The organism is Paenibacillus sp. YSY-4.3, assembly GCF_054767475.1.
In genome coordinates this window covers 1,458,559-1,481,537 of the sequence record NZ_BAABMC010000001.1, presented here as the reverse complement: position 1 = coordinate 1,481,537, position 22,979 = coordinate 1,458,559, and the positions used below count along the sequence as shown (strand labels likewise).

23 protein-coding genes and 3 pseudogenes are annotated in these 22,979 nt (G+C 43.6%); 7 read left to right on the top strand and 19 right to left on the bottom strand.

Going from position 1 to position 22,979, the window contains the following annotated elements:
- Positions 1 to 3: 3 nt before the first annotated feature.
- The 5 genes from ACYUJT_RS06795 to ACYUJT_RS06775 all read right to left on the bottom strand — a co-directional run bounded on the left by ACYUJT_RS06795 (position 4) and on the right by ACYUJT_RS06775 (position 4,292).
- Entirely contained in the window at positions 4 to 639 is a 636-nt protein-coding gene (locus tag ACYUJT_RS06795; RefSeq protein ID WP_460319692.1) for a TVP38/TMEM64 family protein, read from the bottom strand.
- 159 nt (positions 640 to 798) lie between these two features.
- Positions 799 to 1,698 (bottom strand): polysaccharide deacetylase family protein, encoded by a 900-nt coding sequence (locus tag ACYUJT_RS06790; RefSeq protein WP_460319690.1) that lies wholly within the window; start codon positions 1,696 to 1,698, stop codon positions 799 to 801.
- Positions 1,699 to 1,857: 159 nt separating this feature from the next.
- Positions 1,858 to 2,709, bottom strand: coding sequence for an RNA polymerase sigma factor SigJ (gene sigJ / locus ACYUJT_RS06785; RefSeq protein ID WP_460319688.1), 852 nt, complete (start codon positions 2,707 to 2,709; stop codon positions 1,858 to 1,860).
- A gap of 57 nt (positions 2,710 to 2,766) precedes the next feature.
- Positions 2,767 to 3,954, bottom strand: coding sequence for an NAD(P)/FAD-dependent oxidoreductase (locus ACYUJT_RS06780; RefSeq protein ID WP_460319686.1), 1,188 nt, complete (start codon positions 3,952 to 3,954; stop codon positions 2,767 to 2,769).
- A gap of 143 nt (positions 3,955 to 4,097) precedes the next feature.
- A complete protein-coding gene (locus ACYUJT_RS06775; RefSeq protein ID WP_460319684.1) occupies positions 4,098 to 4,292 on the bottom strand; it encodes a VOC family protein in 195 nt (64 codons plus the stop codon).
- Positions 4,293 to 4,509: 217 nt separating this feature from the next.
- On the opposite strand from ACYUJT_RS06775, the gene ACYUJT_RS06770 reads away from it, so the two are divergent.
- Positions 4,510 to 5,256 carry an EcsC family protein gene (locus tag ACYUJT_RS06770; RefSeq protein ID WP_460319682.1) on the top strand — a complete coding sequence of 249 codons (747 nt, stop codon included), beginning with the start codon at positions 4,510 to 4,512 and terminating at the stop codon, positions 5,254 to 5,256.
- Between the two features lie 108 nt (positions 5,257 to 5,364).
- On the opposite strand, the gene ACYUJT_RS06765 is transcribed toward ACYUJT_RS06770, so the two are convergent.
- Both ACYUJT_RS06765 and ACYUJT_RS06760 read right to left on the bottom strand, forming a co-directional pair.
- The gene (locus ACYUJT_RS06765) at positions 5,365 to 6,258 is read right to left on the bottom strand and encodes a sensor histidine kinase (protein ID WP_460319680.1); all 894 of its coding nucleotides are present in this window, start codon (positions 6,256 to 6,258) and stop codon (positions 5,365 to 5,367) included.
- A 46-nt stretch (positions 6,259 to 6,304) separates the two neighbouring features.
- Positions 6,305 to 6,610 (bottom strand): annotated as a pseudogene (locus tag ACYUJT_RS06760) (ABC transporter ATP-binding protein); the annotation flags it as partial.
- A gap of 285 nt (positions 6,611 to 6,895) precedes the next feature.
- On the opposite strand from ACYUJT_RS06760, the gene ACYUJT_RS06755 reads away from it, so the two are divergent.
- Together ACYUJT_RS06755 and ACYUJT_RS06750 are read left to right on the top strand one after the other, a co-directional pair.
- On the top strand, positions 6,896 to 7,708 hold the full coding sequence (locus ACYUJT_RS06755; RefSeq protein WP_460319679.1) for a class I SAM-dependent methyltransferase: 813 nt from the start codon (positions 6,896 to 6,898) through the stop codon (positions 7,706 to 7,708).
- A 108-nt stretch (positions 7,709 to 7,816) separates the two neighbouring features.
- Entirely contained in the window at positions 7,817 to 8,350 is a 534-nt protein-coding gene (locus tag ACYUJT_RS06750; RefSeq protein WP_460319678.1) for a CueP family metal-binding protein, read from the top strand.
- A gap of 105 nt (positions 8,351 to 8,455) precedes the next feature.
- Here the strand turns inward: ACYUJT_RS06750 and ACYUJT_RS06745 are convergent, their stop codons facing one another.
- Positions 8,456 to 8,806 (bottom strand): DUF2200 domain-containing protein, encoded by a 351-nt coding sequence (locus ACYUJT_RS06745; RefSeq protein WP_460319676.1) that lies wholly within the window; start codon positions 8,804 to 8,806, stop codon positions 8,456 to 8,458.
- Positions 8,807 to 8,937: 131 nt separating this feature from the next.
- Here ACYUJT_RS06745 and ACYUJT_RS06740 point away from each other — a divergent pair, with 131 nt between their 5' ends.
- Together ACYUJT_RS06740 and ACYUJT_RS06735 are read left to right on the top strand one after the other, a co-directional pair.
- On the top strand, positions 8,938 to 9,216 hold the full coding sequence (locus ACYUJT_RS06740) for a hypothetical protein (protein ID WP_460319675.1): 279 nt from the start codon (positions 8,938 to 8,940) through the stop codon (positions 9,214 to 9,216).
- A gap of 334 nt (positions 9,217 to 9,550) precedes the next feature.
- Positions 9,551 to 9,688: a hypothetical protein gene (locus tag ACYUJT_RS06735; protein ID WP_460319674.1), complete on the top strand. Its 138-nt coding sequence runs from the start codon at positions 9,551 to 9,553 to the stop codon at positions 9,686 to 9,688.
- 232 nt (positions 9,689 to 9,920) lie between these two features.
- Here ACYUJT_RS06735 and ppsA read toward each other — a convergent pair whose 3' ends face one another.
- Positions 9,921 to 12,536, bottom strand: a complete 2,616-nt coding sequence (gene ppsA, locus ACYUJT_RS06730) for a phosphoenolpyruvate synthase (protein WP_460319673.1) — start codon at positions 12,534 to 12,536, stop codon at positions 9,921 to 9,923.
- A 560-nt stretch (positions 12,537 to 13,096) separates the two neighbouring features.
- Between ppsA and ACYUJT_RS06725 the strand changes: the two genes are divergently transcribed.
- Positions 13,097 to 13,942: an aldo/keto reductase gene (locus ACYUJT_RS06725; RefSeq protein WP_460319672.1), complete on the top strand. Its 846-nt coding sequence runs from the start codon at positions 13,097 to 13,099 to the stop codon at positions 13,940 to 13,942.
- A 24-nt stretch (positions 13,943 to 13,966) separates the two neighbouring features.
- Entirely contained in the window at positions 13,967 to 14,761 is a 795-nt protein-coding gene (locus ACYUJT_RS06720) for an SDR family NAD(P)-dependent oxidoreductase (RefSeq protein ID WP_460319671.1), read from the top strand.
- A 524-nt stretch (positions 14,762 to 15,285) separates the two neighbouring features.
- Here ACYUJT_RS06720 and ACYUJT_RS06715 read toward each other — a convergent pair.
- The 10 genes and pseudogenes from ACYUJT_RS06715 to ACYUJT_RS06670 form a co-directional block, all read right to left on the bottom strand.
- A complete protein-coding gene (locus ACYUJT_RS06715; protein ID WP_460319670.1) occupies positions 15,286 to 15,663 on the bottom strand; it encodes a VOC family protein in 378 nt (125 codons plus the stop codon).
- Positions 15,664 to 15,700: 37 nt separating this feature from the next.
- Positions 15,701 to 16,115 (bottom strand): annotated as a pseudogene (locus tag ACYUJT_RS06710) (SRPBCC domain-containing protein).
- Positions 16,116 to 16,256: 141 nt separating this feature from the next.
- Entirely contained in the window at positions 16,257 to 16,955 is a 699-nt protein-coding gene (locus ACYUJT_RS06705) for a class I SAM-dependent methyltransferase (protein WP_460319669.1), read from the bottom strand.
- A 350-nt stretch (positions 16,956 to 17,305) separates the two neighbouring features.
- Complete coding sequence (locus ACYUJT_RS06700) at positions 17,306 to 17,770, bottom strand: phage tail protein (protein ID WP_460319813.1); 465 nt, start codon at positions 17,768 to 17,770, stop codon at positions 17,306 to 17,308.
- Positions 17,771 to 18,025: 255 nt separating this feature from the next.
- Positions 18,026 to 18,408 (bottom strand): annotated as a pseudogene (locus ACYUJT_RS06695) (VOC family protein).
- A 259-nt stretch (positions 18,409 to 18,667) separates the two neighbouring features.
- Positions 18,668 to 19,300, bottom strand: coding sequence for a type 1 glutamine amidotransferase family protein (locus tag ACYUJT_RS06690; protein WP_460319668.1), 633 nt, complete (start codon positions 19,298 to 19,300; stop codon positions 18,668 to 18,670).
- Between the two features lie 325 nt (positions 19,301 to 19,625).
- A complete protein-coding gene (locus ACYUJT_RS06685) occupies positions 19,626 to 21,881 on the bottom strand; it encodes an ATP-binding cassette domain-containing protein (RefSeq protein WP_460319667.1) in 2,256 nt (751 codons plus the stop codon).
- A gap of 136 nt (positions 21,882 to 22,017) precedes the next feature.
- Positions 22,018 to 22,416: an SRPBCC family protein gene (locus ACYUJT_RS06680; RefSeq protein ID WP_460319666.1), complete on the bottom strand. Its 399-nt coding sequence runs from the start codon at positions 22,414 to 22,416 to the stop codon at positions 22,018 to 22,020.
- Positions 22,413 to 22,745, bottom strand: coding sequence for an ArsR/SmtB family transcription factor (locus ACYUJT_RS06675; RefSeq protein WP_460319665.1), 333 nt, complete (start codon positions 22,743 to 22,745; stop codon positions 22,413 to 22,415). Before ACYUJT_RS06675 ends, ACYUJT_RS06680 begins: the two co-directional genes overlap by 4 nt.
- A gap of 18 nt (positions 22,746 to 22,763) precedes the next feature.
- Positions 22,764 to 22,910, bottom strand: a complete 147-nt coding sequence (locus ACYUJT_RS06670) for a hypothetical protein (protein WP_460319664.1) — start codon at positions 22,908 to 22,910, stop codon at positions 22,764 to 22,766.
- Between the last annotated feature and the right edge of the window lie 69 nt (positions 22,911 to 22,979).

The window sequence follows — 22,979 nt, the reverse complement described above, 5'->3', positions numbered from 1 at the left end:
GCCTTATTTCATGGTGTCCGCGGGCTCGGGTGTCACAGCTGCCAAGGACGTAAAATATGCCTGAAACCTCCGGTTCAACCATAGGGAAGCCGCAATAAACAACGCCACTCCGATAAACTCGACGGGTCGGTTGATAAAATCGGACAGATGCGTTCCGATATAGGAAACGCAGAATACCATGACTCCTTTGCCTAGAGCTACGGCTGCCGCAAAAGAAACCGTCCGCATTCGCGTTAATCCCGCTGCCATGTTAATGACGACGAACGGTCCTATCGGGAGCATGCTTAAGAGAAAAACGAAGCTAAATCCGTTCCTCTGCGCCCACACCATGGCCTTCTGTACCTTCGGTTTGGCCGCCCAGCGACGAATAAAAGGTGTATCCGACGCTTTGCGAATCAGCCAGAACGTAAGCAAGCTGCCCGTTACGAGGCCGATCCACGAATATAAAAAACCCAACCACAACCCATAAATGGCGGCATTAGCGCCAACGATCACGATGGTAGGCAGTGGCGGAACGAATGATTTCAGAAAAGTTAGCAGAATGCCGGGCAGGGGCCCCAGCGTGCGGAAACGTTCCAAAAAGAGTTCGATGTTTTGCTCCGTAAAATACTCCATGATGCTGATCTCAGCGCCAAACATTGAATGTGATCCCTCCTATAACTCCAAGTGTTTTCATTATACTACAGAATCGGAAAGGCCAGTTCGGGTCGTACTAGTGACTCGACCGCCACATCCGCATGTAAAATATCTTGAGATCCATCAGATAACTGAACTATTTACGTAATCACTAGCTTGCAATTAACTTAAACTATTTCGCTGATAATCACGAATTGTTTTCCAGGATATCAACTTAATGTTTTGGTTCTTAATCCGTTCTTTCACATCAGGATCATTGTAAAGTCGATACTCAATTTCACGATTCTCATAATACTCTGTCAATTCTTTAAGTTCATCCGATACAATAGCTGGATGTGTAGTAATTTGTGTAATCCCAGGCTTCAGATTATTAATTTGCTTTATTAACTCTTTTTTTGCTCCTTCATAACCTTCATCACTCGAAAAATGATAGGTAAGTCCAGTTATATCGTCAATCAATCGGATACCAAGTTGATTTGCTAGATTAATCCTTTGTCTAAACATTTGTTTTTGTTCTGAGCTAAAACTCGGGTGCTCCAGTATCTTGATAGGTAAACAAAATGGAAGAGCATACTTTTTGCACAAGTCAAAAACAACTTCTAAAAAATCACGACTATGATAAAGGCCTAAAATACTTCCTGCATGGCTATCTAAATGTGTTGGTTCTATTCCTAATGAAATTGCCGTCTGAATTTGAGCCTCGACTTCTATTCTTACCTCATCTGGATCTGCATTCTTTTCAAAATCGGATCCCTCATCGTAAAAGAATCCATGCTCATTGGTTAAACTAGAAGACCTCCTCAGTTTATTTATTGGTTTATAGTAACGGCTTTTGTGACTGGTCAAAGTTATATGTATTCCGACATTCATAGATTTTTCCTTTGTACATTGTAGCGCTGCTTCATGAGCAGCATCTGCCGATACCATTATTGATGTTGATGTAATGGCGTTACTTTGGAACATTTGCATAATTGCTTGATTCGTGGAACGCGTCACTCCCAAATCATCCGCATTGATGATGACTACTCGATCCGTTGGGCTAAACCCTAATTCTTGAATCATTCTTCACTACCTCCCACCTCTTAATCTGGTCACCGATCATGGAAAAAAATAAGGGGCACAACATGGTGTTGTGCCCCTCTTATTTTAGAGGATGGTATTGGTTCATTGGTAGTATACACCAATCTTCTGAAAAGTAAATAGCGGTTAGATCAATTGAACTTATACCCGAGCCAGCTTATCCGGGTTACGCACGGCAAACATTCTAGCTAGCTTTCCGTCTTGGAGCTGTATAAATATAGCGGCTACGATTTCGTTCTCCGACCTGATTACGATACCGGTCTCACCGTTCAGAGGTACGGTCTCAAACTGAAATGTTCCCTGAATAGTTCTGAATCCGTCGAGCAAGACCCGAGCCACTTGTTCGCGCGTTTGTATTGGGTGCTTGAACGCAAGAACTTTGCCGCCTCCGTCGGCAAAGAATATGACGTCCTCATTAAGCAGCGACAGCAAATGATCGATATCCCCTTGCTCGAGTGTTATGAGGAAGCGATAAATCCATTCCTTTGCAGTTTCATCGGCCTTTACGGGCTCCTGCTCGGATATCCCGAGTTTGCTTCTTGCCCGGCTCATCAGCTTGCGGCAATTTGCCTCCCGCTTGCCGATCAGATCAGCGATTTCGAGATAATCGAAGCCCAGCGCTTCACGCAGGACGAAAACCGTCCGCTCTGACGGCGTCAGCCGTTCCAGTAGTACGAGCATAGCGTAAGATAGCAGGTCGAAGCGAACAACTGTTGTCTCGATCGTATCCTCATCAGGCGTCCGAACCGGTTCGGGGAGCCAAGGACCGACGTACATCTCCCGCCTCTTTCGAGCCGATTTCTGCTGGTTGAGGCAGTGATTGGTTACCATTTTGCACAAATACGCCTTCGGTTCCTCCAAACGTTCGGGATGTACGTCGCACGCCTTAACAAACACGTCCTGTACCGCATCTTCCGCGTCTGCCGCGGACCCAGTTAGCTGATAGGCCAGCGTGAATAACAGTGCTCTATATTGCTGGTATAGTTCTTCCATTCTGAGCTCCACCTTTTCTTTGCTGTTCAAAAATGCAAAAACGGTCCATTTTTTATTCTATAGAAGCTTACTGCCTGCTTTCCATGCAATATTCCTGAATTTCCACGCAATCTTGCCCGTTAATATCATATTAATTCCTCGTTTGCGTCCCCACACCAACCCGCGATTTTCCCCAAGTCCAATACAGAAGAACTCCAAAGGAACCTTTTTATGAACTGGGGCGGGGCGTCCCTCCAAATCGGCCATCACGATTTTCCCCAATCGATCTGCTTGTATGCCACCCTCTTTGCATGTCATTTGATCCGCCTCGCCGTTTCTCGGGTCGACGATCCTCGCGCAGTCGCCAATACTGTATACACCCGGCGCTCCTTGAACGCGATAAGATTCATCAACCAGCACCTGGCCATTGGGGGTAAGTGGCAAGCCCATGCTGCGAAGAGCCGGATTCGGAATCAAACCAATCGTCCATATACATAGACCCACCGGGAGACAATCGCCATTGTTGAGCGTCAATATTCCTGCTTTCTCCCCCGTTGCCTTGCGATTGTGAAGCACCGTCACACCACATTCGCCGAGTAAGGATTCCAGCTTGAGTCCAACCTTCTCCGGCCCATCCGGGAACAGCCGTTCCTGCGCATTCAACAAATAGACAGAAATATCGGACGAGTTCAATCCTAACGACGATGCTTCCTTCTGCATTTCAATTGCCAGCTCAGCGGATGTCTCAACGCCACTAATGCCCGCCCCCGCAACTGCGACTGTCATTAGCCGCTTACATTCTTTAAAATTAGTTTCACGAACAGCTTGCCGCAGATTGGCACGCCAGCGCTCCCGGATGACTTCCGCGTTTTGCGGATCAGTTAAGGCAATTCCCCCCTGATCAGGATCCGGTTGCCGAACACTGCTGCCAACCGTCACAACTAAAAGGTCATAATGAATTCGGGCTTCAATTCCTTGTGAATCCGTATACCGAATTTGTTTTCCCTCACGATCCACGAACGTAACCGACCCTTGCACGAACTCGATTCCTTCTGGGAACCAATGCGTCCAGGGAATCATAATCTCTTCCTCGCCAACGGCCGGCCGGAACAACAGCATTTTGCGAACATGACCGGGCTGCTTATCGATCAGGACAAAGCGAATCCGTCGTCCATTCGCCATGCCTCGGGTCGTTTCCTGAATTGCCTTGAGCGCCTGAAGCCCGGCATGGCCACCTCCGATGACGATGCATGTCAAGTCGTTCATCATTCATCAGCTCCTTTACGTTTTGCACATAAAACAATGTAAAGGCGTGATTTGTGACATGGGTAACCCGTCATATATTTCGTTAGACAAAAAAGCCGCGTTTAAGCGACTTTTAAGTATGTACACCCATTAGTTGGATTTAGTTATTTTGGCCAGCCACTCCAGAGATCTATCTTGTTACCGGCCGGATCATAAGCAGTGAAATTACGACCGCAGTCACCATGATCTTCGATGTCCGCCACACGTGCTCCATTTTGTTTCATTGCCTGATCCTCTTGCACGGGACGCAACAACTTCAATTCGAGGTATTCAATATACCATTTGGCCGACTCTTCCATATTAGTTGCGGGCAAATAAACACAGTCTATTCTCCTGGTAATTATTATACCTAAAATTGGATTGATCTCCTAGATCATTCTACTTTACAACTATGATCTTATCTGTCCTATACAGATGCTGGTCTTTAGTCGGGGGCAATCACCTCCCGTAGTCTGTTCCAAATCACTGAGGATTTCGTTAAAATATTGTCATGTGTTCTTGAAGGAGCGATGGATGATGAATTACGAACGTAAAATACGGAGGGAACTTGCCGACTGGGAACAAAAAATGTTCAAACCGCCGGGATGGCTGGAAAAAACATCGAAAACAATCGGAAATCGAATAAACCACATCATTCCCCCGAAGGTACATGACATCATTACGACCACCATCCGATCGATCGTACGCACGGCCTTGTTCGGCGCGGAATATACGCCTAGCCGTTCGGTAAAGTATTCTCCTGAACTCGAGTCTGCCGATCAAGAAGCGAAAGAGTTGTTTGCACTGTACCAAAAAATCGCAGTTGCCGAAGGTGCCGGCACTGGAGCAGGCGGCATTGTGCTTAGCATGGTAGACTTTCCGGCATTAATTGCGATCAAGATGAAATTTTTGTTCGAGCTAGCGCATGTTTACGGCTATGACACCAAACACTTTTCCGAGCGGGTGTTCATTCTAAAGGTATTTCAAATGACGTTTTCGGGGCCGGAAAACCGTGCAAAGCTGCTCTCTTCCATCAAGAATTGGCATATTGAAAAAGAAATATGGCTCTCTGACGCCGAATATTCCCGCAATATGGACTGGGAGACATTCCAAATCGAATATCGCGACGCCATCGACTTCCGGAAAATGCTGCAGATGCTGCCCGGTATAGGCGCTTTTGCAGGCGCATGGGCGAATTACACCATTCTCGAGGAACTGCGCGTATTCGCCATGAACGCATACCGGCTCCGCAGATTGCACGATGATTTCATGGTTATGGGATAATCTTTTTTCTATAGTTTCTTAAAAAAACAAAAGGCAGCTCATCTCTATGATGGACTGCCTTTTGATTTATGCGGACATTATCGGTTAATTCACAACATGAATGAATCTCTAAATTTTCAACAAAATCTCGATTCTGGTTCCTTGATGGAGCTCGCTCTCCACTTGGATTTCCCCACCGTGAGCCTTCACGATATCGTGCGCGATGGCCATGCCAAGGCCGGATCCCTTGTGAAGCTCCCCCGTATGGGTCCCGCGATAATACCGGTCGAAAATCCGCTCAAACTCCTCTTCTCGGATTCCTTTTCCATGGTCCTCGACAACGATGCGAACGAAATCCCCTTCTTTCTCGACACTGACTTCAACCGCCACATGCTCATCGTTATGGACGACCGCGTTGTAGATCAAATTGGCGACCGCGCGACGAATCAGGATTTCGTCGGCTTCGACGAGGATCACTTCGTCGCTGTACCGGAAATCGATATTCCGGTTGCCGTACTGAGCATCGTTCAACATATCGATGACAGCGTTCCGGACGAGGCTGACGATGTTTACGCTTTTCAAATTAAGTGTCAGTCCCTTGTTTCTCAGACGGGTGGAATGGTTCAGATCCTCGATCACATCTTTCAAATAAAGTGACTTCCGTTCAATAATTTCCGAGTAATCCCGCAGCTCCTCGGTTAGTACGTTGACGTTGTAAAATACGTCCTTGTAGATGCCCTTCGTTTCGTAGTGAACGCGGTAGTTTTTATGGGCCAGCTGTTTAATCCCGTCAATGAGTGCGGACAGCGGCCGGGTTAACCTTTTGCTGAACAGATAGGCTATGCAGAGTGCAATGAGGCCATCAACGCAAAGCAAGGTGAGCATTCCGATTTGAAGGAACCGTCCGACCGTTCGGATATCATAGGTAAATATATTCCGCTCTAAGTAAGGATTCTCAAAGCCAATCAAATAGCTGTAGCGTTCCCCGTTTCCCTTCTTTTCCCCGATAAAAACGGTCGACATCAGTTCTTTTTCCATATACTTGTAGGTCTGAATGATATCTATCGGCGGATAAGGCCAGCGGGAGCAGGATGTTTTCCTTGACCGTCAACGTATCGAGCAGATTGTAGTCCTGAAAAATAAACCCGAGTTTATTGCGACGGAAATCGGACAGCTTCTCCTCGTTCATGGCAACGATGTTTTGCCCGTCGATCGTGATTTCGCCGGAGGTCGGCGTATCGATGGTCGAGAAGATGTTCAGCAGTGTCGATTTTCCCGCCCCGGAAGGACCCATGATGCCGACGACCTCACCTTCTTCAACGCTTAGATTGATGTTTTGCAGCGCTGTATAGAGATTTCCTTTTGTGCCAAAGATTTTGTTTACGTTTTTTGCTTACAGTATAGTTTTCATTAAGGTCTCTCCTTAAAATCCATAGATTCATAAGCACAAACCTAATCTTAAAGCCCCAATCTTACAGCATTTTAATGCGAACCTTACATCAACCTTAAAATTATTTTTGATAGATTTGTTCATGGAAAAATGGTACATTATTATGGATAAAACAGCACAAGTGTTCGTGTTTAATTGTGCTGTTGGGATAATGTGCAAGTCGGAATATCGTTTAGGCTCATATTATTTATATTTTGGGAGGACGTCGGCATGGACAAGAATTCTGTTAATAGAACAAACATTATAGGCGCTGGCGAGGTTGGCAGCGCCATCTCGGTCGACATGGATAAGGATTCTATTCATAAAACAAACAGCAACTTTTGGGACACAAAAGGAAATGAAATCTTAGGAGCAACCTCACTTCCTCTTTATGGAGCATTTGTCTCAGAAGAAAAATGCCAGCTTTTTGGTGATGTCTCAGGAAAAAAGATGCTGGAGATCGGCTGTGGAAGCGGTCAATCTTTGCAATATCACGGGGAACGTAAAGCATCTGAACTATGGGGTATGGATATGTCAGAAAACCAAATCGAAAAGACAAGGCAGCACTTGGCGACGTGCGGCCTTTCAGCGCGATTGATCTGTTCTCCCATGGAAGAAAAATGCGGCATACCAGAGAATTATTTTGACTTTGTTTATTCGGTTTATGCCATTGGCTGGACCACCGATCTTGAGGGTACTTTTTGCCGGATTGCTTCTTACCTTAAAAAAGACGGTGTATTTATTTTCAGTTGGTCTCACCCTATACACAAATGTGTTGTTGCAGAAAATAATATGCTTGCTTTTAAAAAATGTTATTTCGATGAATCTTGGTATTCGGTTTCTCTTGAAGACAGCACGTTAACATTATCGGACCGTAAACTATCAACCTATGTGAATGCGCTCTCAAAAGCGGGATTTGTCATTGAGCAAATGATTGAGCAATCTGATGAAGAAATCATACAATCTTGTGGAGATAACAATGAATTTGCAAAAAAAGCGAAGATGCTTCCTGTAACTTTTGTATTCAAAGCAAGAAAACTATAGTATTTGTCAGTGCAGTAAATCACTTACTAAATGCCATTTTTGATGTATATACAAATTATGGTACTTATGCAAATTATGAATAATATGAAAAATGGGGTGAGTAATTCAATGAGAAAACAATTGTTTTTTATGAGTATTGTCTCAATTATTGTATTAAGCGGGTGTATAAGCCAACAGTCAGAAAATAACGCAGGGCTCTTAGAAAGTGACGTAGAAATTAAACAGTTAGTAAGTGATTATAGTAATGGCAATATAGAAGGCCAATCTGCTTCAATCAATTCTACGCAACTAATAGTTACAAACCAGGATAATAGCCAGTTAATCTATACGTTGCCGAAAGACGAGTTCTTTGTTTCTATCGCACCATACATTGATCAAACACATCCTTGTGCCACCCATAGCTTGACTGGATGCCGAGGAGAATTGGTAAGTAAGGAGTTCGAGGTGTATATTGAAGACAGCGAAGGAAACGTTATACGAGATGACAAATTAACGTCAAATTCCCATGGATTTATTGATTTATGGCTGCCGAGAGATAAAGAATATCATATCTCAATTACCCAAAATGAGAAAACTGTGGAATCCAAATTTTCAACGTTTGAAAGCGACGATACATGCATTACAACCATGCAGCTGATATAAAAGGGCTGGAAAACCTCTTCAAAATTAAAGGAGCAGTTGTCATCGACACATCTGCTCCTCCATTCATTTATAACTCCCTCGCTCTTTCTAGCAGCCACAACATTTTTATTTCCGCAAAATCTTCTCCATTGCTTTTCCCTTAGCTAACTCATCGACCAGCTTATCCAAATAGCGAATTTCCTGCATTGTTGGTTCTTCGATGTCTTCTACTCGAACACCGCAGACCACACCTTTGATTAACGACCGTGAAGGATTCATTTGGGGAGCTTCCGCAAAGAAAGTCTCAAAGTCTGTCTTTTTTTCCAGTTGCATTCCGAACTCTTCTTGGCTATACCCTGTCAACCAACAGATGATTTCATCGACTTCTGTTTTCGTACGTCCTTTTCTCTCCGCCTTCGTAACATAATGGGGATAGACACTTGCGACACTCGTTGTATAAATCCGATGTTTGGTCATGATGTATCCTTCCTTATATGGTTTTCTTTATTATAGTAAATAAAATTGTATCGGGGAATGTATAATGCGGGAACAGAAAAACAAATAATAACCCTGATTCATTACCATTTATGAAAAGGAGATCTTTCATCATGCATTCGGGTTTCGAAAGTCCATTTTCACGAATTCACCTGTTGTATCATGCAAATATAAATGCAATTACACCTGAGGAGATCCAACCTGAAATCAACAGCCACGGCTATCATTTTAGTCCGCAGCAAGTTAAGCAAGAGCTGGATCATTTGACGAGCGAAGGTTATCTGACTAACAAAGGTTCCCAATACGATATTACATTAAGAGGAAAAGATGAACTTCGAAGTGTCCAGCAACATCTGGAAGCATTGTATCAAGAAGTCATCAAGAATAAATAACGCCTCATTCCCAGGTCCGCAATTTAACTGGAATGGAGACGTACAGCGCAAGGAAAAGAAATAAGCCTTTCACGAGAGATAAACTACCCTATATCCATATATAAAAGCCGAAGACCGTGATTCTTCGGCTAATTGACCATATAAAATAAAAAGAGCCTGAAATATCAGGCTCTTTTCACTGCTACTTTCCTTTAGAAACAGCTGTACCATAAAATAGTGGATGAAGGAAATCTTCCAAACGAATACGTTGGAAATATGAAGCCCTGTGTGAAACCAAATGGGTCAGTCGATGTGACAAACATAAGAAAAACATTAAAGGTACGAGTGACAATAATTGTCCATCGGTTCTGACAGCCTGCAGCAAATGCCACAGCTCCTTGGGACGGTTGCTGGAAGACAAAGTTCTGCACTTGAGCCGGAGACTGCGATAGCTGCTGAAACGTACCCAGTAATTGAGGCGGTGGCGGTGTAACACCTGGAGGCAACCCTGCACCAGGCCCTCCCCCTGGTGGCCCCGGAATTCCAGGCGCGGAAGGCACCCCGCCTGGCGGGAATGGAAAAGGCGAAAATGGAGCGAATGCTCTATTGTTATTCATGGATCTCACCCTCTCTTGTAAAGATCGACATATATCGTTACGCTACAGTATGCACAGGCGATAGCACATGTTCTTCGAACCGAATCGGTATAACAAATATTTTCGCTCTTACAATATTTCAATGTATCCTTCTGTTCCATGCACCCGGATTCGTTGCCCTTCTTTTATCCGTTTGGTAGCATTCTCCACTCCAACAACGGCTGGTAGGCCATATTCTCGCGCGATCACTGCTCCATGGGTCATCAGCCCGCCGACTTCGGTGACTAGGCCTTTTATGGATACAAACAATGGTGTCCAGCTAGGATCGGTAAAGGCGGTGACTAATATATCCCCATCTTCTAGATCCGCATCTTCCATGTTTAAGATGACACGCGCTCTTCCCTCTATCACACCGGAAGAAACAGGCAGACCCACAATAGCATCGGCTGGGATATTTTCTCGTTTGTACTTCCCAGCAATGATTTCACCATCAGACGTGATCACACGCGGTGGAGTTAGTTTTTCATATAATTTGTACTCGTCCTTTCGTTTCACGATGATCTGATCATCCAGTTTACTCGTGCGTACGGCTTCGTGAAGTTCGTCAAAAGTGAGGTAGTATATATCCTCTTTGTCACGAATAACGCCCGCTTGTACGAGTCGTTCGGCTTCTTTCAGCAAAGCCTGCTTATAAACAAAGTAGCGATTCACCATGCCGTATTTCGGATATTCCCTAAACCCGCTGAAATTTCGGATGAGGTCGATCCTTCGTTTGGTTTCCTTGGCTTTTTGATCGCCATCCGGTAATTGTCTCAATCGATCCAACAACTCTTGCTCTTTTTCTAATGCTTCCTGTCGACCTTGCTCAAATTTCCGCTGGCTGGCATTTGGCTCAAAGTTTTTGACGTTCCCAAGAATCAACGGGATAAGCGTAATTGGTTTCTCACTCCAACGAGTTCTAGTGATATCGATTTCTCCGGCACATCTCATGCCGTATATCCCCAGATAAGAATAGATCGCGTCTCGGGTTTCCTGCCCGCCATCCAACTTAAGCAGTTCATCCCAAAAGTCATCTTCCTTGACATGTTGCAAATATTCAATGACTTCTGGATAAGGTCGGATCGCATCGGCGACATCCAATAACGCCAGGCCCATTTCTGAAGTAATATTGCCCTGTACAGATTGAGATAGCGTATCTGCCACGTTTTTTTCATCTAACCACTTGTTCATGTTTTCATTGATCCATGTTGAAGCAGCCATAGCAGCCATAATCACAGCCGAACTTTGCGGGTCAAATAAAATCTTCTTTAATTGCTGAATATCACCCAGGATAAAATCAAGTAAATCTATTCCTGACTTCGTTTGGATGTTTAGTTTTAACTCTTCGATCGAGGTTTGACTACGGTGAATCAATTCAGAGACGATGGAGGGATCGTATTCGGTTGGTGCAGGCGTCCCCGCAGACGACATATCTTTATTGCTTTCGCTGGAAGTCCGTTCTTTGTTATCATCAGGTAACGGTTTTATAAAATCTCCCCGCTCTATAATGGTCACAAGTGCGTCTTTCATGAGCGGATCATGTTGTCCCATAGTATTTAGTAAAATGTTTCTACTGACCGGTGAGGCCAGCCTATGTGTGGCATCAACAAACAACCTTCCGCCAGCTTTACGCATAGGTGCAGGAGTCGTTAACAGGAAAAAAGACAATCCCAATGGTTTCATGGGGTCAGTCATCATTTGTTGATGACCGACGGATATATAGACATGGTTTTCTTGATCATTCGCTTCGGGGATGGGAAAAAGAGTCGTGATTGGACGGCTTTGGACAATATAAAATGTATCTTGGTCCAAACACCATTCGATATCTTGTGGCTGGCCAAAATAAGCTTCGATCTGTCTTCCGACACGTGCCAGTTGTAAAATTTGTGAGTCAGTAAGTGTTTGCGTCTTTTGCTGATCAGGAGAGATCTCGTGAGTCTCTGTCCCGCCTTCTTTTCGTCCATAGATAGCCAATTTTTTGGTTGCGATTCTTTTTTCGACGATTTCCCCTTCCCGTACTTTATAACAATCAGCAGATACTAAGCCGGAGACGAGTGCCTCTCCAAGTCCAAAGCTGGCATCAATCGATAGCAGCTTGCGATTAGAAGTAATCGGATCGGCGGTAAATAAAATTCCTGAAGCTTGTGGGAAGACCATCCTTTGGACAATAACGGATAAATAAACTTGACTGTGGTCGAATCCATTTTGCATACGGTAGATTACCGCGCGATCCGTAAATAGGGAAGCCCAACATTTGCTGATATGCTGTAAGATGGCTTCTTTGCCGATGATATTTAAATAGGTGTCTTGTTGACCCGCAAAAGAGGCATGTGGTAAATCCTCAGCAGTCGCACTAGAACGCACGGCATAAGCATGTTCCTCGCCAAACTGGGAGAGATAGTGAGTAACTGCTTTTACAACATCAGAAGGAATGTTTACGTCCATAATGATTTGCCTGATCTTCCTGCTGATTTCACCAATTTGATCTCGATCTTCTACTTTTAGCATAGTTAGCCGACCCAGCAAAGCATGATATGTTTCGTTTTGTTCGATGGCTTTTTGATATCCCACTGTTGTAACACAAAACCCTTCGGGTAATTGTATTCCTTGAATTTTTGATATTTCCCCTAAATTCAACCCTTTTCCGCCAACGAGCCAAAGTTGCGTTTTTTCGATTTCCTGTAAGCCGAGAACCAATGAACTCATTCAACATCTCCCCTAACCATTGGATTGGAAAAAAACCATTTGACAAGAGTTTACCGGCATGATACACTTAAAGTGTAAGATGGATTAATTGTGCCTACATATACTATGACGGTGACGATCTGATTATATCATTGTGTTTATTTACGTGCAATAACAAAGAACCTGACAATTTGTCCAGGTTCTTTTTTGATTTTCCGCTATGCTTGGCCTCATCAAAACCAGTTCGGCTGCCCCCCCTCCCCTCCCGCTACAACAATAACTGTTCACAACACTTAATGCCCCCCGTTCACTTGTATGTTTTTGCTTCAACTGAATTGTACGTAGGAACAAAAAAGTTCCTATGGAACTATGAAGTATCTATAGCACTTAAAAGTACGTACTTTTTTTAATGGCTTGTTTATTTCATAATAACATTTGCCTGATGATTTTCACCGTGCCGCTACTCTTTCATTGCTTGGGTATGATTATTTTTATTGTTGGTCATACTACTGTCAGTTATTTTACTTATGTTTACCGATTTGCATAAGGTACTACGAACAACATACTAGGAGGACAATTTTATGATAGCCAAAAACTTACAAGACAAAACCACTTTGCATAACGGTGTTAAAATGCCCTGGTTTGGAATTGGGGTGTTTAAAGTTGAAGAAGGGCCTGAGTTAGTTCATGCTGTCAAAACAGCCATTAAGCACGGTTATCGCAGTGTTGATACGGCAGCTGCTTACGAAAATGAAGAGGGAGTTGGTTTAGGTATCCGTGAAGGGATTAAAGAAGCCGGCATTTCCAGAGAAGATCTATTTGTGACATCGAAAGTATGGAATGCCGATTTAGGGTATGAATCTACAATTACAGCCTATGAAACGAGCCTAAATAAACTTGGTTTAGAGTATCTGGATTTATACCTTATTCATTGGCCTGTACAAGGTAAATATAAAGATGCTTGGAGAGCATTAGAGACTCTTTACAAAGCAGGACGTGTAAAAGCTATTGGGGTAAGTAATTTTCAAATTCATCATCTCGAGGACTTAATGAAAGATGCAGAAATTAAACCGATGGTGAACCAAGTGGAATACCATCCCCGTTTGACCCAAAAAGAACTTCAGGTGTTTTGTCAAGAACATGGAATTCAGCTGGAGGCTTGGTCTCCGTTAATGCAGGGTCAATTACTGGATCATCCGGTGCTGAATGAAATCGCTAATAAGTATGACAAATCTACTGCGCAAGTCATTTTACGTTGGGACTTACAAAACGGCGTTGTAACCATTCCCAAATCTACAAAAGAACATCGAATTGTTGAAAACGCAGCGGTGTTTGACTTTGAATTAACCGCAGAGGATATGGAACGAATTAATGAGCTGAATCAGAACTATCGCGTCGGTCCAGATCCGGACAATTTTGACTTTTAATACACGAATTTCGGAGGGACATACATGCATTTGCACTTAAAAGGAAAAACGGCTCTGGTTACTGGGTCTACATCAGGAATTGGAAAAGCAATCGCCTTGTCATTAGTAGCTGAAGGAGCCACTGTACTCATTAATGGACGCCGCGAAGATAAAGTTAATGAGACTATAACAGAAATTCAAGCCAAGTATCCTGAGGCTATTCTTCAGCCAGTTGTCGCTGATCTAGGAACAGAGCAAGGATGCCAAAAGGTTATTGAGAAATACTCTGAGGTAGACATTCTCATTAATAATCTGGGAATTTTTGAACCTGTAGAATATTTTGATATCTCTGATGAAGATTGGTTCAAACTGTTTGAAGTCAACATTATGAGCGGTGTTCGGCTTTCTCGTTGGTACCTAAAACAAATGATTCAAAATAAAGAAGGCAGAGTCATCTTTATCGCCAGCGAAGCAGCGATTATGCCGTCTCAAAAAATGGCTCATTATAGTGCGACCAAAACGATGCAGCTCTCGCTCTCCCGCAGTTTATCCGAGTTGACTAAAGGAACAAATGTGACTGTAAATACAGTTATGCCTGGTTCCACTCTAACTGAAGGAGTGGAAACAATGTTAAATAGCCTCTATCCTAATGAGAATTTGACAATGGAAGAAGCTGAAAAACGATTTATGAAAGAGAACCGGCCAACCTCCATTATTCAAAGACTTATTCGGCCAGAGGAAATTGCACATTTTGTCACCTTCTTAAGTAGTCCTCTCTCTTCTGCAATTAATGGTTCCGCCTTACGGATCGACGGGGGATTAGTACGTAGCGTGTTTTAACTAATTTAAAAGGATGAGTATAGATCCACGGTTTCAACTGTGAATCTTGCTCATCCTTTTTTAGCATGCTGTCAAGCCCGATGACATGTATTTACGTTCAGCAAAACCTTATCACCTGCACTGCGGATCGGATATCTTATCGTTCCACCTGATTTGATAGAACGTATCTTGCAAACGAAAATCGAACTGCATCAAACCACTTCGGGCATTACACAATTAGTATTGACCCGATTTATTGAGGATGGTCATTATGACCGGCATATTCTGAAAATGAAATTACGGAAGGCCTATTGAGGATTCACCGTTTTTTGAACGATTGATTCCTGCAATTGTGTATGAAAAATCTTATAGATTCCGCTGAAATAACGAAAAGATTTGGCGCATATTTTGACGATTCTATACGAAAAACCAAACTGATTAGCTCTCCACTTTGACTCTTAGACTGATCCTATAAAAAACAGCGGCTGTCTTGGGCTGGAAAATAAAGTCCTAGACCGCCGCTTATTAATTCAGCTAACGTTCCTTTATTTACTTGTTTCCATGACAGCGAAGTAATTTTCTTCATGATCTGCGAAGTTAAAGACTCTTCCAGCGGGAAGTTCTACAATTTCTCCAACGGTGACGTTTTTGCTTGTCAAATCACGATATAATTGATCAAAATTTTCCGTAAAAAACATTAAAGATGGTGTTCCCAGATTCATTCCAGGATTCATTTGGGCAACAGCCTCTTTATTATGAAGAACAATGCTAGTTGCGGCACCCTTAGGAGCAACTTCGATCCACCTCATCGGACCATTGGTTTCCTCCGAAATTACCTCGAACCCTAGTTTTTGTGTCCAAAAATCTTTGGATTCGTCTTGGTTACTCACATACAACATAACTTGGCCAAGTTTATTAATCATGAATTTAAACACTCCTCATATAGAATAATTTATTGGGTTACTTCATTGACTCCAACAGCTCGCTCAAGCGATTCCAAGTTTCGGTGATTCCTTGCAGCATGCCCATGTCCATAACGGTTTTAAGGGCTTCTGCCGACACATATTCAGCGAGGTTTACCAATTTGGTCTTGTCGCCCAGATCGATAAATTCCATCGTGATTAGGCTCGACAATTTCATTATAAACGCCTTTCCCCCATGCTTCCATACCGTAAAACTGACCAAGATTCTAATCAACGCACTTCATACAGTAGTGCCGCACGCCGCCCGGACGGAAATCAACGTTGCAGATCTCCCAACCCTTCGGTCCCCACCAACGCTTTAGATGCTCAGCCTCCTTAAACATCTGGAATACGAGATCGCGTGGCGCATCGATTCGCACTTCCACAATCCTGCTATCGCTAAGCACTTTCAAGTGCTTCGATGCTTGTGGTTAGCGAAGACCCAGCCGATTGGCAATTTCGCCGATAAGACACTTGTTTGAAAATAAAAGATGGTTTTTCCAGCACGTTAAGGATAGGATACCCGGCTCTTATTGCTTATTATGCTATAGAAGTTAATCTTTATAGAGTCTTAACATTGATTTTCCATTTTGCTGAAATTCATACGATACAACTCTTTCTTCAGCTTTCCAGCCTAAGTCATGAATAAACATTATGATCTCTTGTAGATTCTCGTATCTGTTTCCAGTTAGATCTGCTAACGGAAATATTCTGATTTCCTTTCTGGCTACTCGAGTCATCTCTTTAAGCGTTTCTTTATGAAATTTAATATCCAACCTGTCTGAATACATAAATAGGAAGTGTGCAGATAATATCATATCAAATTGACCGTTGTTAAATGGTAATTCAGGTAGAATGGCAGGTGAATATAACTCAGGAAATTGTTTCATATGTTTAACACAATCATGTAATGCGGAGTTACGCTGTTCCTCTAGTTCATCTATAGAATTGAAATAATCCCATTTATATTTTTCTTTCACCTTTGAAATTCCTGCAATAGCATGCTCTATGTCATCTAGCCCTTTCTGATACAATTGTTCCACGGAATGAAAATAAGCTATGTCTGCTGCAGAAACCTGGTATCCTAATTGACTTGCAGTAGCAGTAAAAGAACATGCTCCAGCAGGTGCATCTAGAATTGTATAATTCTTTAATTCTTCATCTGTTAAATCAAACATTTTGACATACTCATCATAAGTCCTTCCGACGAAGATTACCCTTGCTAATTCAAGTCCAATATTTTCTTTTCTCATCTCTGCTCAACCTCTCCTCTTCTCATCTCATCTTGTTAATGTTTTGAACGGTTCTCCTTAAGTTGTCTGTAATCACAAAATGACCCAGCCATAGATAACTCTTATCTTAGGCCGGGTCAATTGTTGTCTGAGCTTCTTCCATGATTATACATCTAATAATCAAGGGAAGATAGCCCTGTACTTGAATACAGTGTTATTTAAGATTCACCATTAATTATTTAGTTTCTCGCGGATTAGATCAGATACAAGTCGATCAGGGGACCGCTTGCCCCTTCCAACCCTCATATGACTACACACTAATCACCTATTGCTTCCAGTTAGTTCAACGAACTAACACAGAGCCACAGGGTTTAATACTCTCCCTTAATGACAAAAAACGAGCCACGGATGGTTCCTGCTAGTTTAGACTTCTGTCTAGCAAACTTAAACTTCTCTTCTAACTCCTTGGGTATCTCCATCCCCTCAGAAAGCTTAAAGCCAACGGCCCGCTTCTTAGGGTCATCAACTGTATACATGACGTTGACCGAAAGTCCATCCTCATAGAAGATGTAGGCCATTTTGATATTTTCTACTTGAAAACTGGACGTCTCTAATGGTTTGCTTGAAAATTCTATATCCCGTTCTTCTTTCAAAATCCGGTTCACATAATCCAAGGTCTCCTGGCTTTCGCTGGCGGGAACAACCGTAAATTCATGCTTGTATTTGTTCATAAAGTAACGGGCTTCATTCGCACGTAAACCAGCAAGCGCTTCTGCTACAGGTGAAGACTCTAAACCAACCGTAGACACATCTTTAAAATCAACCATATAGGACATTTCCTTCTCTCCTCGCATCACTCTTTTAAAAATCACAGTATCATTTGACTCATTTGTTTCCTCTTCATCATTATTTCCAAATTTTCAAGTTGATTAACAGATAACCAGACACCATTTGGTGTCTAATTAATTATATGACACCATTAGGTGTCGTGTCAATGGAAAATTGATATACCTGATTAATGGCGTTATGGGGTTTACTATAAATTAAAACCCTGATTTTTCTACACTCAGCAGAACAATCAGGGTTATATGTTACTTCTGTACAATCTGAATAAGGTTGCCGCATGTATCGTCGAAGACAGCTATTGTGACGTCACCCATTTTTGTCGGTTCCATCGTAAACTTTACGCCTTTATCCATTAATCGTTCGTACTCATTGCGAATATCTGCAACGCCAAACATGGTTGCTGGTATGCCATCGGCAAATATCTTCTTCTGATACTCCCTTGCGGCAGGATGGTTATTCGGTTCGAGCAAAAGCTCTGTACCGCCTTGATCATCGGCTGAAACAAGCGTTATCCACCTAAATTCTCCGACAGGAACGTCCTCTTTATTACAAAGCCCAGCTTTTCTGAATAAAACTCCAGCGCCTTGTCTTGATCTTGTACGAATATACTGGTAACAATGATTTTCATACTGTTTTTGCCTCCCTAGATGAGTTATGATGCCCTGTTCTAATTATATATAAAATTTACTTATTCACCCTCCAGCATGGCCTCAAATTCAGTGAATCAAACTTTGCCAATAACATTAACGAAGAAGCACCTGCATAAGCCTAACGCTTACAACATGATGCTTCCTCGTTTTCTCGTATTTAACGATAGCGCGTTCTTTTTAAAATTTATCAGGAAACTGTTTGACAATGCCCTCTGTGAGGATATCGGCAAGATGAATTCATCTATTTATTGAATTCATTAGCTGGAAAAAGTATTCAGGTTTCTGAGTCTTATTTAGGTTATACCATGAATCTAATGTATCTGGTGCAAATACATCTAATTTTTTCAGTACTTCCATCGCAAATTCCAGAGGAGCTACTCCTGATGCAGTAACCAAGTTCTCACCAGATACCGCAGGTTCCATCTCATAAAATTTTTCTCCTTTATAATTAGGGCAAACCGTTTTAATATACTCTAAGTTATTGCTTGTATGCTTTCTAGAATCTAGGTATCCCATATTCGCAAGGGCCTCGGTTGCACCACAAATTGCAGCAACAATAGTACCGAGCTTTAAAGCTTCGCCAATTTTTTTCAAGATTGGTTGATGAATAACTTCTCCCCAAGTATTCCCTCCAGGTAAAACAAAAAGATCTTTACTCTCGAGATTACACTCATCAAGGGAAATATCGGGTTTTATGTTCAGTCCCCCCATCGTAGTAATCATTTCTTTATTAGCTCCTACTGTAACTACTATTAAAGGTGCTATATCTTTTTTGAAATATCTTCCTGTGTTTAGTTCAGCAATTAAGTATCCATATTCCCAGTCTGACATTGTGTTAAATACATAAAGATAAACTTTTTTTGTTTGCATCCAATAACACTCCCAATCACAATTGATATAGCCAATTATAAGATAACTTCCCTGACAGCTAACGTCAGGGAAGTTATCTTACTTGATGAAATTTTATTAATTCCGACAGAACTTCAATAAGAAAGCTTGCATAATTCATTCCAGCATGATTTACACAAAATGAAGTGTGTTACTTAAAAATTTTAAACTTTGCTTCATGGAAAAAAGCAATGAGACAGATGTCATAAATATAGAGCCCGCCAATGCAAATGGCGGGCTCTATGGTCTAATCTTAACTTTTCAACTTATACATATTTACTTCTCCGACTTTGTACTTTAACACAAACTACATCAAATATTTTCCCGTAATCGATTGCTCCGCATGGATGATCTGCGCTGGTGTGCCCTCGAACACGATCTGGCCGCCCTTGCTCCCTCCATCCGGTCCCATATCGATAATCCAATCCGCTTGGCTGATCACCTCAAGGTTGTGCTCTATCACGATCACGGTATTGCCGGCATCGACAAGGCGGTTCATTATACTGAGAAGATGGCCGATATCCGACATATGCAGGCCGGTCGTCGGCTCGTCCATCACGTAGATGCTGCCCTTCTTGTGCAGCTCGCTTGCCAGCTTGATGCGCTGGCATTCCCCGCCCGAGAGCGTGCTAAGCGGCTGGCCGAGCGTAATATAGTTCAAACCTACATCGCTCATCGCCTGGAGCTTGCGTACGACCTCTTTGAGCTGGAAAAATTCCAATGCCTGCTCCACCGTCATCTCCAGTACATCTGCAATCGATTTACCGTTCAGCTTGTACTCGAGTACCTCTTCCTTGAATCGTTTCCCTCCGCATACTTCGCATGGCAGTTTGACGCTTTCGAAGAATGATAGATCCAGATATACAACGCCCAGCCCTTGGCAATTCTCGCAAGCGCCCTTGGAGTTGAAGCTGAACAAGCTTGCGCTCACCTTGTTCGCAGAAGCAAACGCTTTGCGTACATCATCCAGTATGCCCGTATAGGTCGCGGGATTCGAGCGAGTTGACACGCCTACCGCCGACTGATCGATGACGATTGCATCCGGATGCTGGCTGAGGAATACGTCGTTAATCAGCGTACTCTTCCCCGAACCGGCTACACCCGTCACTGCGGTCAGCACTCCGGTAGGAATGTCTACGCTTACGTTCTGCAGGTTGTGCAGTTTGGCGTCATGGATAGACAGCTTGCCGGATGGCTGCCTGCATTCACTCTTTAGCTGCAGCGGCCGCTTCATATGAGTGCCTGTCAATGTACCTGACTCCAGCAGGCCTGGGTAGCTTCCTTCATACACGATGTTACCCCCGCGGCTGCCGGCATGGGGCCCGACGTCGACGATATGATCTGCCACCTTGATGACATCGGGATCATGCTCAACGACAAGCACGGTATTGCCTTTGTCGCGCAGCTTTTGAAGCAATTCATTTAACCGGTGTACATCACGGGGATGAAGGCCAACGCTAGGTTCATCGAAAATATATGTGACATCGACCAGGCTCCCGCTCAGGTGCTTCACCATCTTGACCCGCTGCGATTCGCCACCGGATAAGGTATCCGTCTCACGGTCCAGCGTCAAGTAGTCAAGTCCGATATCCACCAGATGCTGCAGCCGCTCCGTCAGCGACTTGACCATCGGCGCGGCCGAGGCATCGTCAATCTCTCGAATGACATCAATGAGCCTACCGACCTCCATGGAGGATAGCTCCGCAATATTGTGTCCATGGATCCTGCAACTCAGCGCGGCTTGACTGAGTCTAGCACCGTGACAGCTGGTGCAGGGACCCTCGGTAATGTACGGCGCTACGGTTTGTTGAGTTCGTTCGGACTTCGTCTTCACGTCCTGCTTGATGTATTTGTTGGTGAACTTTTCGATGACGCCTTCTACGGTAATATTCGTTGCCTTCCCAGCGAAATCCATCTTCACTTTTCTTGCCTTGCCATATAGCAGCTGCTCTAGGTCGTCATCCGAATAATCGCTGAGCTTCTTATCGAGATCATAGGAGCCCGACTGAACAATCATGTTCCATTCCCATCCGTCCACTGTATAGCCTGGAAGCATAATTGCCCCTTCATGGAGCGACTTGGTCATATCTACCGCTCTGCTCATGTTGACGCCAAGGCTGCGGCCAATCCCGTTGCATTCAGGACACATGCCATGCGGATCATTGAATGAGAACATATTCGCTCCACCAACATGAGGCTGACCTACTCGTGAAAAGAGAAGACGGAGAATTGGAGAAATATCGGTAATTGTGCCCATCGTAGAATGGGAGCCGCCTCCCAGCCGCTTCTGATCTACGATAACCGCCATGCTCAGGTTCTCGATTGCGTCCGCATCCGGCTGCGGATATTTAGGCAGGAACGTGCGTACGAACATGCTGAAATTCTCATTCAACAATCGCGTGGACTCTGCAGCAATCGTATCAAAGACGATCGATGACTTGCCCGATCCGGATACCCCGGTGAATATCGTGATCTTCCGCTTGGGAATTCGCAAAGATATGTTCCTGAGATTGTTTTCCCGCGCAGCTGAGATGACAATATATTCTTGATTCAATTCGCTCATGGCCAACTTCCTTTCTGTCGTGTTCATTTCTATATCAAATTTGCTAAGATGATATTGATAGCTCCTTCAAAGCAGACATAAAACCGGCTGCATCGTCTTGCAGCCGGCTTATGTGGATTCTGTTCAAGCGGTCTTCTTATTGTTCCAATACCTGTTCAAGCTTATCGACCCAGCTGCTCCAGCCATACTTAGCACCTTCGAGCCCTTGCGTATTCGAGAATCCGGTTTGTTCGAGGTGAAGGTTCACCTTACCGTCCCCTAAATCCTGCAGTGTCAACGTAACCGTTTGCTTCTCTTGTCCGGTAGCCCATTCATAGGACAACCGGTTTGGTTCGTCCACGATCAGTACTACGCCATCGACGATTCCATCCCACCATTCGGACGGTTGATGGCGAAATTGAAAGCGATGTCCTACCTCGGCCTTAAAATCATTTTCCGCAATCCAGTTGGCAAGCTTGTTCGAATCGGTAATGGCGGACCAAAGCTTCTCAATCGTTGTGGTGAACTGAAAATCCATAGTTAATGATAAACTCATTCTTCCTCTTCCTCCTCTAATAGTTGTTTCAGACGCAGCATATTCGTACTCCAGTACTTGCTGTAGAAAGCCACCCAGTCTTGAACCTCTTTGAGTGGAAAAGCGTTCAGCCGAAATCGTGTTTCTCTGCCGACTTTTCGGTCAAGTACCAGCCCGGCCTCCTTTAGGATCGTCAAATGTTTCGATACCGCTGTGCGGCCCATTTGAAAGTGTTCCGTTAATTCATGGAGTGGTACTTCATCGGCTTCAGCCAACAATTGAATCAATCGGCGCCTTGTTGGATCTGCAATTGCAGCAAACACATCCCGCAACTGGTTATTCTCGCTCACGACACCCTCTCCTAAATATTATTGCCAAGGGGCAGCCGCTATTTTCACAACTTTCTCAAAAAACAAGCTGCTAATTGGACACCATTTAGTGACGCCTTGATTATATGCCACCATTTGGTGTCGTGTCAACATCGCTGTGGCTTTGTTCTTCTTTGCTTTCACCATACCCGATAACGCTCCTCCCGTTGCCGCAGCGAGATCGATTAAAATCTTTTAGGTATTACAAAAAATCCT

Coding starts and splice junctions, on each gene's coding strand:
- ACYUJT_RS06795 (WP_460319692.1), bottom strand. CDS start 639: ATGTTTGGCGCTGAGATCAGCATCATGGAGTATTTTACGGAGCAAAAC.
- ACYUJT_RS06790 (WP_460319690.1), bottom strand. CDS start 1,698: ATGATTCAAGAATTAGGGTTTAGCCCAACGGATCGAGTAGTCATCATC.
- sigJ (WP_460319688.1), bottom strand. CDS start 2,709: ATGGAAGAACTATACCAGCAATATAGAGCACTGTTATTCACGCTGGCC.
- ACYUJT_RS06780 (WP_460319686.1), bottom strand. CDS start 3,954: ATGAACGACTTGACATGCATCGTCATCGGAGGTGGCCATGCCGGGCTT.
- ACYUJT_RS06775 (WP_460319684.1), bottom strand. CDS start 4,292: ATGGAAGAGTCGGCCAAATGGTATATTGAATACCTCGAATTGAAGTTG.
- ACYUJT_RS06770 (WP_460319682.1), top strand. CDS start 4,510: ATGAATTACGAACGTAAAATACGGAGGGAACTTGCCGACTGGGAACAA.
- ACYUJT_RS06765 (WP_460319680.1), bottom strand. CDS start 6,258: ATGTCGACCGTTTTTATCGGGGAAAAGAAGGGAAACGGGGAACGCTAC.
- ACYUJT_RS06755 (WP_460319679.1), top strand. CDS start 6,896: ATGGACAAGAATTCTGTTAATAGAACAAACATTATAGGCGCTGGCGAG.
- ACYUJT_RS06750 (WP_460319678.1), top strand. CDS start 7,817: ATGAGAAAACAATTGTTTTTTATGAGTATTGTCTCAATTATTGTATTA.
- ACYUJT_RS06745 (WP_460319676.1), bottom strand. CDS start 8,806: ATGACCAAACATCGGATTTATACAACGAGTGTCGCAAGTGTCTATCCC.
- ACYUJT_RS06740 (WP_460319675.1), top strand. CDS start 8,938: ATGCATTCGGGTTTCGAAAGTCCATTTTCACGAATTCACCTGTTGTAT.
- ppsA (WP_460319673.1), bottom strand. CDS start 12,536: ATGAGTTCATTGGTTCTCGGCTTACAGGAAATCGAAAAAACGCAACTT.
- ACYUJT_RS06725 (WP_460319672.1), top strand. CDS start 13,097: ATGATAGCCAAAAACTTACAAGACAAAACCACTTTGCATAACGGTGTT.
- ACYUJT_RS06720 (WP_460319671.1), top strand. CDS start 13,967: ATGCATTTGCACTTAAAAGGAAAAACGGCTCTGGTTACTGGGTCTACA.
- ACYUJT_RS06715 (WP_460319670.1), bottom strand. CDS start 15,663: ATGATTAATAAACTTGGCCAAGTTATGTTGTATGTGAGTAACCAAGAC.
- ACYUJT_RS06705 (WP_460319669.1), bottom strand. CDS start 16,955: ATGAGAAAAGAAAATATTGGACTTGAATTAGCAAGGGTAATCTTCGTC.
- ACYUJT_RS06700 (WP_460319813.1), bottom strand. CDS start 17,770: ATGTCCTATATGGTTGATTTTAAAGATGTGTCTACGGTTGGTTTAGAG.
- ACYUJT_RS06690 (WP_460319668.1), bottom strand. CDS start 19,300: ATGCAAACAAAAAAAGTTTATCTTTATGTATTTAACACAATGTCAGAC.
- ACYUJT_RS06685 (WP_460319667.1), bottom strand. CDS start 21,881: ATGAGCGAATTGAATCAAGAATATATTGTCATCTCAGCTGCGCGGGAA.
- ACYUJT_RS06680 (WP_460319666.1), bottom strand. CDS start 22,416: ATGAGTTTATCATTAACTATGGATTTTCAGTTCACCACAACGATTGAG.
- ACYUJT_RS06670 (WP_460319664.1), bottom strand. CDS start 22,910: ATGGTGAAAGCAAAGAAGAACAAAGCCACAGCGATGTTGACACGACAC.